The 15,593-nt window shown below is 32.1% G+C and carries 10 protein-coding genes; all 10 read right to left on the bottom strand.

What is annotated here, in order from left to right; all coding sequences use genetic code 11:
* Positions 1-66: 66 nt before the first annotated feature.
* Positions 67-3,939 (bottom strand): nSTAND3 domain-containing NTPase, encoded by a 3,873-nt coding sequence (locus ACE1MS_RS22765; protein WP_447403055.1) that lies wholly within the window; start codon positions 3,937-3,939, stop codon positions 67-69.
* A 799-nt stretch (positions 3,940-4,738) separates the two neighbouring features.
* Positions 4,739-5,452: an HNH endonuclease gene (locus ACE1MS_RS22760; RefSeq protein ID WP_447403054.1), complete on the bottom strand. Its 714-nt coding sequence runs from the start codon at positions 5,450-5,452 to the stop codon at positions 4,739-4,741.
* A 116-nt stretch (positions 5,453-5,568) separates the two neighbouring features.
* Positions 5,569-6,480, bottom strand: coding sequence for a GTP pyrophosphokinase (locus ACE1MS_RS22755; protein WP_447403053.1), 912 nt, complete (start codon positions 6,478-6,480; stop codon positions 5,569-5,571).
* Positions 6,450-6,635 (bottom strand): hypothetical protein, encoded by a 186-nt coding sequence (locus ACE1MS_RS22750; protein WP_447403052.1) that lies wholly within the window; start codon positions 6,633-6,635, stop codon positions 6,450-6,452. The genes ACE1MS_RS22755 and ACE1MS_RS22750 overlap by 31 nt, the downstream gene beginning before the upstream one ends.
* 650 nt (positions 6,636-7,285) lie before the next feature.
* On the bottom strand, positions 7,286-8,338 hold the full coding sequence (locus ACE1MS_RS22745; RefSeq protein WP_447403051.1) for an HNH endonuclease domain-containing protein: 1,053 nt from the start codon (positions 8,336-8,338) through the stop codon (positions 7,286-7,288).
* A 23-nt stretch (positions 8,339-8,361) separates the two neighbouring features.
* The gene (locus ACE1MS_RS22740) at positions 8,362-8,688 is read right to left on the bottom strand and encodes a pyrophosphohydrolase domain-containing protein (RefSeq protein ID WP_447403050.1); all 327 of its coding nucleotides are present in this window, start codon (positions 8,686-8,688) and stop codon (positions 8,362-8,364) included.
* 624 nt (positions 8,689-9,312) lie between these two features.
* Positions 9,313-10,065, bottom strand: coding sequence for a DUF6602 domain-containing protein (locus tag ACE1MS_RS22735; protein ID WP_447403049.1), 753 nt, complete (start codon positions 10,063-10,065; stop codon positions 9,313-9,315).
* Between the two features lie 166 nt (positions 10,066-10,231).
* Positions 10,232-12,001: a DNA/RNA helicase domain-containing protein gene (locus ACE1MS_RS22730; RefSeq protein ID WP_447403048.1), complete on the bottom strand. Its 1,770-nt coding sequence runs from the start codon at positions 11,999-12,001 to the stop codon at positions 10,232-10,234.
* Between the two features lie 456 nt (positions 12,002-12,457).
* Positions 12,458-12,628, bottom strand: a complete 171-nt coding sequence (locus tag ACE1MS_RS22725; protein ID WP_447403047.1) for a hypothetical protein — start codon at positions 12,626-12,628, stop codon at positions 12,458-12,460.
* A 1,366-nt stretch (positions 12,629-13,994) separates the two neighbouring features.
* Positions 13,995-15,593 carry an HD domain-containing protein gene (locus tag ACE1MS_RS22720; RefSeq protein WP_447403046.1) on the bottom strand — a complete coding sequence of 533 codons (1,599 nt, stop codon included), beginning with the start codon at positions 15,591-15,593 and terminating at the stop codon, positions 13,995-13,997.

Raw genomic sequence — 15,593 nt, 5'->3', positions numbered from 1 at the left:
CTTCCAATTCTCTATAATACCCAAAATTTTTTCTATAAGAATCTTACCATCTTAAAAAGATATACTCTACCTCACCGAATTCCAATCATCCAACTCAAATTCATCTTCAAATTGTAGTTTTTGAGCAGCTGCTTTTTTTCTCAAACTATCTTTCATGATAATTATTAAATCTTCCAATAATCCCAAATTATTTATAAAATAATTACGAATATACGTATAGGTTTCAAATAATCTCGGCGACGTGATTTCTGTTTGCAACATCTTCTCAAAAAATTCGAGCTTTTCATTACCTGGCATTACGCTGTTAGACAATATGAACCAGGATATATGATCAATTGGTAAATATTCAAGTACCTTATTAACAATGGTTTCGGGAAAAATATAGGTCAGCTTTTCGTTATAAGACAAACCTTCTACCACTTCAACAATTTGATTTAAATAAAACTTTTGTTCATCACTATTTAGTTCTGAAAAGAAGATACTCCACAAATCCTTACTGTACACTCCAACCTTTTGTAAAGAATTTTTTAACAGATATCTAAATGCACTAACTTTCGTTTGGTTATTTGAGCTTTGGCAAAGCCTCTTCCAGAGCGAAAGCACAGATGCTTCATCTCTCTTAAAAAAATGGAGGCTAGTTACATTACCAATAAACAGTCTTAATGCTAATTCAAAGGACCTATGATTCTCTTGATCTAACAGTGTCAGAATCACCTCATCCCATTGAGTATCATAAGCATGATGCGTTCCTAACCACCAAAGAGGTTGTGGATATCCAGAATAGACATGGAGGCAATCTGTAAGTAGTTCTTCAGGCATGTTCCGAACAATATCGTCCGGTCCCTGTTTAAATGTAGACTTATTGTTAGTTCCTAAAATAACGCCTACTATTTCTTCTGGTACATCTGTTCTAGTTAATGCCAGTGCCTTCAACCATCTTGCATCCACTTTATCTTCCGATTGTATTAGCTTCAGTACTTCATTTTGTTCTACCGCTGTTAAGTCATGCCATCCGTTTATAAAGTCGTTTATAATAACAAACAAAAAGTTTGTATCTGGATGAGAAAGTAATTGTAAAGAAAGTCGTTCACGGATTGCTGGATTAGACTTCGTTCCTTTAATTAAAATTTCCCCCAGTGCCATGCCAAACTCATCCGGTAAAGAGAACGTTAATCTTCTATCGACCCAACCTAACCAAGATTCAACTAAAATAATAATTTGCTCCGGACAAATAAAGTATGTTGCTTTAGTGATAGTATCAAAGAAACGAGCCTCATGAATTTGAATCATCTTCTCAGGGATACTTTTGAAGAATGATGGAAATAGGTACGCCCACAGATTCCACAACTCTGCCTTTTGTTCCGATTTTAATTCCTTCCAGCCTTCTTCTTTATACTTTAAATACTCACTAAAGTGAATCATAAAATCATGAGCAACCGCAGCTACAAATTTATTTTCCAACGCCTGTTTTAAATAGCGTAGGAGGATTGCTTTTGTTGTAAAATCAACCTTATACCATAAATGGAAGCTACCCTTAATAGCCGCAAACATAACACTCGGATGATTATCCAAAAAGACAGTTGGAATGACCTCTGGGTAGTAACCTCCATACACTTTTAGTAAAAGATAAGCTGCCTTTTCTCTGATAAAAGCTTCGTCAAATGTCAATAAATAGCGTAAGATTCGAATATTATCGGAATCAGAAAAATTATAATAAAAGTTGTTTACTAGTAACCAAGCTTCCCTTATTGATAATGACTTTCCCTTAGTTACCTTATCTAAATAAGTGCTTAATACAGTCACATCTACAAAATTATCCATTTCAGCTTTCCAATAATCGCTCATGTTATAGCCGATTTGGCCACCCAACCAAGGAATATCCACCTCCCATTTCAACTGCATAATTCCTGGAGTATGTTGTTGAATTACATCGATGATATCCCTTTGCTTTTCATGATCTAATTGCTCAATAATTTTAATTAAAAAGGTAATCGCGATATCACGAACCGCAGGAAAAATACTCTTAGTCCCAGCTGAATAGGCTAGGTCAACTAACTGCTGTTGAATGTGAGTATTATGCTCAAACATTATGTAAATAGACTCAATATTTCTGGTAAATAAAAAGGCTGTTTTCGGATGCAAACAGAACATACCTTGATCAAGTAATTCAATCATGATTCTTTGCTTTATACCCGTATGCATAAACTTGATTGTCTGTTTAACTGCTTCTAAATATGTAGGATGTGTAAACCTATAATGGTTAGAATCAAATTGAATAAATCCCCTTGTTTCTAAAAGATCTAACGCTTCGGACTCCCCATCTGTGAGCTCTCTTAATTCAGGGTAGACAGGAAATGAATGTTCCCTATCAAAGTCACTATCCCACCCGCCCTCTCTGATGCTTAATCTTCCCTGAGGCTTCGAGAGTATGTACCTGATTACATCTAAAAAAATTGGGGAAATGGTTGTAGCTCCACACCCTAACACCAAAATTACTTTCAGAAAATCTGTACTTTGCTGACTAAAAAATGCACTAATATTTCTGGCATCCTCATTTGCCAAACTATATAGTTCCTCAAAGCTCTTTCCTTTCAGTTCGTCTAACTCTTTATAGGCTAGATATCGTAATTGACCTGGCTGCAATAGCTGATCATAAGTACTCCGTTCTATACCTGATTTCAGTACTTGGATAATATCCTTAGGTAGAGCTTTATGCTTCGAGTACTCCTCCCAAACCTTAAACATTAAACTCTTATCTTCTACAGATAGGTCATTCCATTGAAATTTGTCTATTTTCCAATTATTCAACTCAGGTAATCCATAATTCTGCTTCAGTAAATCCTTTCGGGAGGTAACTATCAACTTCCTGTTTGTTCTCAGTTTACTAATGACTTTACTGATCATTTCCATTTTATCGGGTGTATTCTGCTTAAAGTTCAAATGTCCAAACGGATCCTCCAAAATACAAAGTCTGTCCTCGTTTTCTTCATTAATTAAAAAGCGGTATGCTTCACTAATGTCTTTTTCCTGTTTACAGTAAAAACCCATATCTTGAAAATAGGTCGCAATATACTCAGCGGTATGTGTCTTACCGCAATACGAAACACCTGTCAGTAACAGAACATTATCCTGTTTTAGCTGTTCTATTAATCGAGTCGTCTCCTCTCTGAAAACGTTGACCGGATTTAGAAAAATTCTATTAGCTGCATTTTTCTTTAAAATCTCCCTAATCAGGGGAATCACATCACCCCGTTTATCCCGCGATTTCTTTATCGCATCTAAGATATAAAGTAAAACGGTATATGTATTACTTTGTGGAATAAGAAAGTCCTTATTTAAAATGCTATAAATAAGATTTTCCAACTCTCCCAGTTGAAGCTGCTCCCAAACAATAACACGTTCCATAACTTCTCTTAATGCAGTTTTATTGGCATTAAAATGCTGAGACTGCTGCTCGCAATATAATTTCCTACGTCCCTTTAAGGGAGACAATCTCCCGGTATACAAGCCTTGTAAATATCCAACCATATCCTTTACTTTATTGGAAGCTAAAGGGGAGAGTTCATGCTTCGATATTTGCTTATCCGTACAAAAATTCCTCATATCATCTGTACATCTCGCTCTTGTGACAAACAACGCATAGCGGTCGTGGTCATTTTCTACTCTTGAAAGCAAATTCGGTTGTGCCTTATGATCCTCAAAGTGTGCCAGCCATTCCGTAAATCCCTGTAACCCCAAGTCCACGCTCGTACTCTTCACCTGTATCTCTACTACTCTTCGTTCGCCATTCTCTACAAGCGTTAACTCAGCATCCTCGCCGCCTGATTTTTCAATTACAAGGCTCAAATCATCTACTACATTAAGCTTTGATAATCCGACTAACGCCGTCACTATATATTGATATTCATACCCTTGTGGACCAATTAATTCAATAGACATCCTATTCACCTCTTACATTTATAAAAAGAACTTCATGCCCTAATCTTTGTCGGTAAGATTTTGTTAATAGCCTTGATGATAATTATAAGTAGCCGTTAGGCCTATCACCCTATTCAGCAATAAAGAATCCCTTAAGATTTTCATAAAAGAATCTTTTAATTTTTTGTATTCCAAATTTTCAGGGTTAGTATTATGCAGGTCCTCAACAAACTCCTAGATTCCTCCATTTGTTTAAACTTTCGGAGTAGATTAGCTTTTAAAATCATAACTCTTTTATTTATGGCCTTATTGATAAATTCTAACGCTTCTTTAGTTCATCATTAAAGGTTTCTATGTATCTTTACACCCAGGAGTTAGTTTTTGATCAGTAGATTGTAAGACAAAACCCAATAGGAGATAGAGATACCATAAGTAAGTCGCGGGGAAAGCATCGGGGTAAGTAAACAAAGGCTTTTTGAACTTGCCGCTTCGCTATTCGTAGATAGAGAATAGGGTTTACCTAACTTCGGAGTTATTACTTGCACTAGGAGCTACAGAAGAGGAATTTACCGAGGTACTCCCAACGTAATGGGTTACGTATGCTGATAGAAACTTTTCTTCCTTTACCAGACGAACAACAAGAACTTTGCGTCAGTTTTTTCGTGCTCATACGTACGCGGGCCCGCTCCTTAATAGTTCCAATAAAATAGAATAAAAATTAAAGATAATAAACTAGCGAACCTCGAGCTCGGTGAGCGTAGTGAACAATACAGGCAGAATAAAAATAGAACATTCGAAGTATTTGAACCCTAAGTGGCTCTTAGTCACCTAGTTTCATTGACAATTCTAACCTTTTGTTCAACCACTCAGGAGATGGGTGGTAACTTTTATTATTAGGTAAACGAATTTTATCTTTTTCTAATTTAGTTTTTCCGTCTTGAATAAATATCTCACCATTAGGTTTAACACAAATACTCCCATCCTCATATAATTTGTCATGATTTTTACAAAGACAAATACCATTATTTACTGTATCATCCGAACATAAATGTGCAGGATTTATATGAGCAGCCACTAAAATTGAGATATCATCCTCCTCACACATGGCACATTGGTTATTATATGCAGAAAGTATCTTAGTTCTAAAATTACTTTCTCTGATCATTTTTTTACTCACTTTTTCTGAGTATTCCCTACCTTCGGGATATAACCTTTTTGAATTAATTGATTCTTCTGACTCAAGTTCGACTGTTCCATCTTTTTTAACAATCGCGGTTGGTAAGCGATTATATCTATCTTTTGTTAAATCTAAAAATCCCCTTGTACCTTTCTCATCGAACAAAATTTGCACTCTAATTTCCCCCCTATTATGTTCATCTAAAGAGAGGACAATTGGATAAACTTTATCATCAGCTAAACATTTTAAATATTCTTCGTTTAGCTGACGGTTTCTATCTTCCCTAATAGCAGCATTATTTGCCTCTATTAAGAGCTTTTTCGTAAAATACTTATCCTTACTATCAATGTAATGCATAAAATTTCCTCACTATCTTTTTTATGTAGAACTTTATTAAAAGGCTCTTAGATATTTACGAATTTGGTTCAAAAACCTTTTATAATCCATTATATTTTGATATATAAAAATTCATATTAATTTCTATACTCTTCAAAATCGTATTCCTCTTCCTCCATTTGTAAACCAAATTTAGTAGCAACAGTAAAATAATCCAATCCAAATTTACCGAAAAATTCCAATTCCTCATCTGTAATTCCTATCCAATTATGTCTCCATGCATTTTTAAAATATTCTTCTTTATATTTTAATATCAATATATTTCGAACTAAACCAACATAAGTTACAATTTCTTCTGAAATCAATTTATTTACATCTTCACCTACTAGTTCATTTATAATTTTATCTAACTCTGTTAAAGTAATTACATTCATAATAGATAACTCTTCTAAGACCATTTCCATGCTTTCCGGACTTACCACTCTAGACACAGCTTTTTCACCAAATTTACTTTCTAAATATGCAAAAAGTGATGTACCGTCTATAGCATAATTCAAATTCCCATCAGCTACTTGAATTGACAACTGTTCAATTTCGTTAGCTAATCTGTCAAATTCTCTATCTACCATTTCTAGACTAGCTGCAGCTAACGCGAACCTCCTTCTAATATCATTAACATTTGTTAAATTATTATTAAACTTATACGTTCTATCATGAGAAATGTCTGCCCATGCATGTTCTAAAATAGTCCGAATTTGAATTTCAAAGTTTAGCCCTGCAAACTTCTTATATTCAGGTAAACTTAATCTATCGTCTTTAAACGTCGCTACATAATGAACCGAACGGTATCCTACTCTATCCTCTCCTAATTCTTCCCCTTTATCAGCGCTATTTACTTCATCAATTTCAAATTGTGGCTTTATTAACTCACATGCTTTAATAACATCCGATTTGACAAATGTTATAACTCTTATACCCGCAAAATCCTGTATATCTGATTGAGGATTTTTATACTTTTTCAATTTTGCTTTATTAACCACACTTTCCACATCTTTAGCTCTTGAAGTAATTGAATGATACTCAATTCCAGAATATCTTCAATTAAAAGCCTTACTTTATTTGCTAAGTTTTCATACAGTGGTCTTTCTGTTGTGTACCACTTTTCTAATTCTTCATATAAATTGTTTTTTGTTAATATAGTCACAAATAACCCTCCAAAAAATAGGTATATAAACACATTTTAACATATAGGTAATGAAGGGAACAAAAGTATTTTATTACCCTAGCCCGTGTTTCATTGCTATGTTTATTCAATCCTTGCTATATCTTATAATTACTATAGTAAGAATAAAGGAGGCAAATTGTTCATGTTTAGGAGCGCAAGACAAGTCGGTGAATTATTCGGAGTATCATAGTTCATAGCATAAAAATGGGCTAAGAACGGCAAGCTACCTAGCTATACTGTCGGAGGAGTAATAAGGTTTAACTACGATGGAATCATTGCACACGTTAAAAAAGAGGATAAATGAGTATAAGTTACACAGTTGAACAAGTAAGCCGTGTTTTAAACGGGCTCAACATGTATTTTACTACTAGTGCGGCATAACGGTTAGTAGAAGTAAACTAAAGAAGGTTGAACGTCCTAGAAGCTTCTATAACACTAGCTTTAATATTTGGTAGATGTAAAGAGCTTGGAAGATGTATATCAATTGATTATCAAATGGAATCGTTTCGTTAGCAACTTCAATTCGTGTGGCTGTCAGAGGTCATCTTTATATAGGAAAACTCACTACCTAAATATCGGAAACCATGCCCCCTATTGTTAATCCACTCACCATACAAAAAATTACATACTTAAAATCCAATATCGTACTCAAGTTTAGGTTGCCACCTAGCTCTACTTAGGGACTTCGCAAATCCATAAATCGTATTTAAAAAGTTTGCTCTTTGCTGCAAGTTTTTCCCTGTTCGCATAATTATTGTTTCTTTTAACGGGTGATTGCTTTCGATTAGATACTCATTACGTTTATACAACCGTTGTAAAAGGTGGTCTTCAGGTAGTCTCCCAAACTTCCCATTAGTTTCTCCTCTATTACAATCCTGACAGCTTAGAACTAGATTCCAAACACCATTTAGGTCTAAATCATGTGTACTGTTGAACTGTTTTGAAAGTGGCACGAAATGATCTATGTCACAAGTCTTCAATTGGTTACTTTCAATTGAAATTGGTCTATAGCAATAGAAGCATTTGCCCTTTTGATACCCGTTTAATGGCTTTCTAGCAGAAGTTAGATTAATTCTTTCATGTGACAACATGAACTGCTGTGGTGTCATAGGCTTTATAAAGAAAAACTGCTCAAGGTCTGTATCAAACTGAACTTCTAGTTTGGGATTTCGTTCAGTCCATGCGTTTTCAACTAAGTTCCATCTACCTTCAATTTCACTGAATATATTTTCTTTTTGGGAGCTTTCATTCAACAAATAGATGCTATCGGTCAATGTAATTCCTAAAGTCTTTCCTCGTATGGACTTCTCATAAAATCTTTTATCAAGCTCACCATTAGGAATGTTATGAAAGGCATCTATAACATTGTTAAATCCTACTTTTTCAGTAACCTCAAGTAACTGCTCCCACGTAATTTGGTTTTGATGAAATAAATCTAATGCACTAATAAACTTAGATGAATGACTTGTTATTTGTCGTTTCCCATTCCTAATATGCTCCAACATATACTTTGCAAATATAGGGGATAATTCTTCTAAGCTCACAAAACTTTTATTTTGTTCACCTATCTTTAATATTGTTTTAGCGAACGCAAATTTATAAGTTGCAACGTTTCTTCCAAACAAGTAAATCGAGCGAAAATTCGATTCCAAGGTATTGTCATTTTCTAAGTAATTATTCATCTAAACACTCCATTGGAAATAGGTTACTTATCCTCTACATCAATTAAATAAATCGCCTTTTCAAATCCACCACGTTTAGCCTTCTTCTGCTCACGAATCGCTTCTAGTTCTTCAGAACTTACACCTAATGTACTAAGTGCTGTATGTACTAACTCTAATATATCTGCTAATTCTTCAATGCTCTCATGAACAGTATCTGCAGCATGAAACTCTTTAGCTTCTTCAATCATCTTCGCCTTAACTTCTTTTAATAGTTCACTAGAATCCAATATTCGAGCGTTGTAAGCTAACCCATCTGCTTCGATAATCTCTAAAATCTTATCTCTTACTAATTTATTATACACAGGCATAATCTTTAGCTCCTTTAACATGTAAATTAAAACCAAACTTCTTCTATTATACTCGAAAACTACTCTTGTTATAAAACTATAATTACCCACAAACGAGAGATAAATACCTACTAACACTCTCGTAGCAAGTACCCTACGCTTTTAGATGGTCAAATTTGTTGTCTCTCTTAATTAATCCAATTTTCAACTAAGAAATTGATAAATATTAATTATTTACTATTTGCTATGTTCTAGTAGCTAATTAAAAAAAATAAAGTTAAATCATAAAATTCTTAAATTATACCATTAAATGGATATAATTATATTCATTGCATCAAATTTAAACCATCTGCTAAATGACTCGTATATCTTATATACAAATTTTTATAGGAGGAGTTATATTGAGTATAGGATACTCTTTGAAATTAAAAAAGTGTCAGGACCCTTATTTATCAAGGATTATGACACTCAATTTAACTCTATGATTTTCAAAAATGAAGAAGGCGCAGTAGAACCTAACATTGGAGAATCTATTGTTATCCATATTTATAAGGGATTTTATCCTTATTGTAAAAAACTCAATGCCATATAACTAAAATTAGCGTTGGGGAAAATTACACTTACCTGGATGAGGCTAATTAACAGTTATTTTTCTACGTCCCATTTTATATAATTTTCTTTACCCTCTGGTATAGGATAAAGATGGTTATTCATACACTCTGGGATACCTAATAATTTAGTTCTTTTGTTTATAGTATCTAGTAAATTAGAGAAAAAATAACTTGCTGCTAGATCCTTAATAGCGTAGCAACTAAACTTTGCATCTTCATTCCACTTTTTTATAAAGGCACCATCAATTGAGACAATATGATTTATACCATTTTTTTTTGATAATGCATCGAATAACGCGTTCTTAAATTCACCATTTCGAGGTCTTCTTAATAATTTTGGTGAATAATTTTGACTATTGTTAACCTCACCAAATATAAATAAACCGTTAAAAATTAAATTATCTTTGATGAGATTTCCTACCTGACTTGCTTTAAAGATAGCTTTTGCAAGTCTATTTTTATCAGGATTTGATTTTACCTCAATTATTCCTAATACACTTTTAGGTTGTACAATAATAAAATCATTTTCTTTGTAATATAATGGTAATGATGGGTGATAGATAATTATATCAATTTGATTAGATATATTAGCTCCTTCTTTTATAAAACCAGTTCCTACCTTAATATTATTTGGGAGAAATCTTTTTAAGAAATTCATTAAAATTACTTCCTTATGTCTACCGTCTTCGCCCCAATGAGCTGAGCCTATTAAATATCTTATTCTATTTTTTGTAGCATTGAATTCAAGAGCAATTGTTTTTTGATATTCTAAAGAATTGGGTTCCACAGTGCATTCCTCATTCTCAAGTTATTTACCAGTCATGTTATCATTGTATAAGTATTAAGTAGGCAGATACCTAGTAATAGTTACTAGCATACGGATTATCCCATAAATAAGTAATAATGGTTAATTTATAGATAATTCGTTTGTTAAATAAGATTTTTATACAGTATTAGACTAAAGTTTTTTTCTCGATTAATTGTTTAAAATAATTCTTTACTTTAGGATTTTCAATATATACAAAAGTACCATGAATGCCTCTTGTTAATAAAATATAGTATACTTTCTTAATATATTCGGTTAATCTACTTCCATCATCAGTTCCTTTAATAGGAATCCCATTTGTATCATGGTAATCATCTGAATTCCCAATTAAAACTACATTACCCTCTTCATCTTCCGTAACATCCAAATCGTTCCCAATAATGACCCCTGCATAATCTAAATCCATCCCTTGAGTTACATGGATACATCCCACTTCAGTAAATTCTAATCCCTTATCAGAAGTGTATTTCAACCAATTTTTCCTACCTAGTTTATCATTTGGAGTATTCCACCTTAAATTAACACCGTATTCAGAGGCTTTCCATTCATAATTAGTTAAATCATCGTTAGATATCCATTCTTTATAAAAGCCACTTAAGATTCTAGCATTATTGTAACTTGCGTTTGTTTTAGCCTTTACTTCTTCTACTAGATTTTCTAAAGTGTCGACAATTTTAAATTTATATCCATTATTAAATATTTGATTATCGTACTCAATTGTCTCTAATTGTAGAATGTCTCTTATACCGCTTGTATAATTACTCGATTCAATACTTGATGTTGATTTAATTCGATATTGTACATCAAGAATTAATTTTTCATATCCAGTTGAAGTGTTTACTCTTGCTTTAAATTTTTCTATGTCAATATCGCTATCTCGAATTACTTGAAATTCATCATACAAAAAAACAAGATTCTTACCATAGCCCTCAATAATATCAATTTCTGTTAGTTCCATATTATTTCTATCTAATGTATAGGTACTTGGTAAATAATTGTGTTTCCCCTGAGGTTGCTTTAATCGGTGAGCTTCATCAACAATTAATAATGAGAAATCACTAATTGAAAAATCTTTTCTTACAAGAGCATTTTTAAATGTAGCCAATGATCCAACGAAAGGTTTATTTGATTTTGTGACAAGTCTAAATAAATCATTATAAATCTTAACCATTGAAGTTTGGTTTACTATTAATGCTACTTTTCTTCCCAATCTAATTAATTCAAAAATGGCAGAAGCAGCGATAAAAGTTTTTCCTGTGCCTGGCTCTCCTTGAATTAAAATTTTTCTATCATTTTCTTCTGAAAGCCCAGTTTCAACAATTCTAGAAATAGCGACAGATTGTACGTCATCTAAAACTTTCCCAAACGGTGAGTAGTACTTGATTGGATTTCTTTCTACATTTTTTAAATCGCTTTTTACAAATTTTAATTCTTTTATAAAAGCCCAAAGTTCAGGGAATAATTCTGACTCAATTTCATTAGAGATCTCTTCTGCATGTTCTTGATTTTTTCTACTGTTAACCAACACTTTGTCTTTTATCAACAGGAATTCTGTATCCATATATTTCAGTAACTTTGTTTCTAAAATATCACCATTACCTTTTAAATATTTGCTAATAATGATTAGCACCCTGTCAAATTCATTATGTACTATATTTCCTGATACAGTTGCACCCTCAACAAGATGCTCTATAAACCTTCCTCTACTACCATTTGTTATATATCTGTTTGATTCACCAACATAAAACTTCCTTAAATCATTTGTATATTGTATGTATACACATGTTTTGTTTGCTACTTCATCCATAAAATCTTCATCAACATTTTTGTCTTTCAAATCTTCAATCGAAAAATCATATGCTGAAAATTTATCTTTTACATATCTTTTATTTTTCAATTTTCCAACCTCCATAAATCATACATAAATTTACTTTTTTTATCATTATTACACTAATTCCTTTATAAATAAATCAATCGAAACTTTGACTACAAGTATTAAATTGTAAGTTACTTAAAACAAGGGAATATTATAAAACTCTTTCCCACACTGAAAAAACTGCAATTTCTCTCAACTCATCAATTGAATAAGCTGGCTTGCGTTTATGTAGCTTTGCAGGGCAATTTGAACAAAACGGCTTCAAGTCCGTTATTGGATTTATTTCATATTCTTCTCCTATTGTACTAATTTCTATTTCATGATGAACTTGTATAAATTTTTTCCCAATTTCACCGAAGAATCGCTCAAAATTGAAGTTACATACCATGCAATTATAACCAAAGTGATTTAAACAGGCTTATCTTGCTTTGTGATTTCTTTCATAACGAGTAGTAGTAAGTGTTCTTTTTTGTACCTTCAACGAATTTTTTCTTTGTCAGCTTTATATTTGTCAGAAACAATCGCCAAATTATCAATTAACCCCCATACCTTATGTGCAGGTTTGGAATCATCAAATTCTCTTACATAACCAAGTCCTTGAAATACGAAACTTACATTATTACTATTTTCTCTTGTGATAATATACACTTTGTTTTGACCACTCTTCATTGCTTTTATGGTTGGGTATGGAGAGAGTCAGTCCCTTTACTAAACCAATATAAATTTTTATTTACCAATAGATTTGGGTAAATATTACCTGTGCGACCTGCTGTCCCTATATTTGCAAAAATAAAGTAACAATCATTAAAAGGGGCATATCCTGTACCCCATATTCCCCCTATCTTGTTCGGGATGACCTATTATTTTTTTATATCTTTTCTGCTATATTCAGCACCAATAGAGAAAAGAAACTTCAATTAAATCTACCACCTTAATAAAATATATTCTCTGATAGTATATTATACCTATTATTTAGTGATAAGACAAAAATATTGTTATTTCGTTAAAATATAACAAATTATAGAAACTGACGGTTCGCAAAGAAAGAGTTCTCCACTAATTTCTCCCTATTAGTAAACTAATCATTAACAATTACTATTTGATCAACAAAGTGCTTCAAATGTAAAACGAACGTTCAAAACCTAATGGGAAATTTGTAAGTCTGAACTCGCCTTTGAACAGCTCACATCAACCTTTAAATGGTATAGAATGGAGATTTAAGAAAATTTGACGCAAACTAAAAGCATCTCCCTTTGAGATGCTTAAATTATGTATTATTCTTCTTTCATATCCATTTGAATTAAATGTTTACATTTTGGACAATGACAAGATAATTTGTAAGTTTTCTTTTTTGGATTAAATTCATCGGCGAACGTATTCATTATACCAGGGATTGATAAAGCAACAGCTACAATAGATATCCAAGTAATTGAATCGAGATTACCATTAATACTTCTATATATTATTGTGAATATCGTGAATATCATAAAGAGAAACAAGAATATTGCTAAAGAAATTATAAAAAGTTTATAATAAATCTCTTTTACTTTTTTCCACACACATACTCCCCCTTAAATTATGATGCGTATAAATATGGAAAATATTCCATATTTATAATTCGTACCTTATGTAATTATTTAACTTTCAAAGTATTCGTTACTATATAATTTTAAATACTTTCGCCATTTATTCTTTAAGAGCTTCATTTTCCAGAAGCCTAATCGAATCCGATCAATACCCCAAGTCATTAAAATATAGTATAAATATTCATCACGAATAAGGTAAACTATTTGGGAACAAATCTACCTTTGTTTAGAGAATTTTCTTGAAAGCTTATGGGAACAAAAAACCACCTTCGCTATGCGAAAGTGGTACTCCCAACTTTTCTAAAATTACATTTAGCGTTTAATACATTTCCTATAACAATTATGATTAGAATTTAATTCCATTTAAATGTGTAAGTACCTTTGTAAACTCTGCACGAATCCTAATCATGCCCAATTGTTTTGAAATTTTATGAATTTTCCACTTTAGCATCCGCATCAGCTACTTCTGCATCCATAATTAAAGCATGAATGTTCGTTCCAGCATATTCCTTACAATCACTGACAATTTTTTTATCCAATGCATAAATTCGGTGGATACGTAAACCTTGATTTAATGATTTAATAATTTGAGAACTATTCTTTAATTCTTTATTAGAAACAGTATAGTAAGAATGCTCGTTTTTTGAAAGGAGCTTTGCTCCTACTGATGCAATATCTTTTAGTGGAAAACGATCTCCAGTATAAATCTGAACATCATTATTATAAAGTTCTTGCATCTCATCAAAGCATTGTTTAAATGTAGTTTTTACATTTGTTTGATAATCCTTACTAGGGACATACTCTTCAACTTCATATACTCTCTTCCATAAATCTCGATTTTTCAAATTCAGAATAGTCTTATCTTTACCTTTTAAATCATTACTTTTTAATTTTTCACTTAAAGTGGATAAAAAACTATCATCTGAAAGTTCTTTATATAGTGAAATAAAATCCTCCGAATTTAATTCCTTGTCAGACCAAGCCTGAAATGACAATTTATCTCCCTTACCAATATAATCCAACATCGCATTGCATGCTTCATTAGTTTTATGTCCATAAACTTGAACGAACATTTGATATCTTGAAAGTAAAAAGCCTTCTATTGCATGTAATCCACTAATCTTTAAACCCATTCTTATTTCATTATTATGTGCATAAGATAAAACCGTTTTTAGTATTCTGTCCTCACTATAGTTACCATAAGGAACTCCTGCGAAAAAACTATCTCTTTTTAAATAATCCATTCTATCACAATCAATAGGTGCACTTGCTACAATATCAGTTAGTAATTTCGAGATGTTATATTCATTTTCAAATATATTTACTTTAATATTATTAAGTTCTAACTCAGGTTTGAGAATAGTTAAGATGCTGTAGATATCTTCTATACCAAATTCCAATTCTTTTAAAATTTTATAAGTAAAGTACGATGAAACATGTTCATGTTCAATTCTTATATCAGTAACTCCCTTATCAAACATTTTTTCTTTATACCTAATTAACATTTTACTAAATTGCTTTCTATATTCATTATCGCTCTTTAACATTCTGTCTGATTCTAAAATTTTCTCAAATTCTTCAATGCTTGGAGCGTATGAGTCAAATAGGTGTGACAATGGCCCATGTCCAATATCATGTAATAAAGCGGCGATTCTCAGATGAGTGAAAATTCTTATTTTTTGTTCGGTTTTCAAATGTTCTGCTAACGCTACCCCTACTCCAACATTTTTATGTTCTTCAAATTGTCCTTTTGTCGCTATATCCTCACCTTGGTTTGCAGTAGTTCCGTTTTCTATAACAGCACTTAATAATTTATGAGCACAATGCATTACACCGATTGAGTGTTCAAAACGCGTATGCTTTGCAGAAGGAAATACTTTGTATAAGAAAGAATTCTGTCTTAAATTGTGCAATCTTTTAAATAATGGATGCTGTATAATATCCATTTCTAAATCATTTAGTTTTATAGTCCCGTGAATAGGGTCATTTATAGACCTAACTAATTCCAAATCACTAAAATAATACAT

The sequence above is a fragment of the Lysinibacillus sp. fkY74-1 genome, assembly GCF_053165895.1.
The sequence above is the reverse complement of the archived record's forward strand: the minus strand, read 5'-3'. Positions and strand labels throughout refer to the sequence as shown.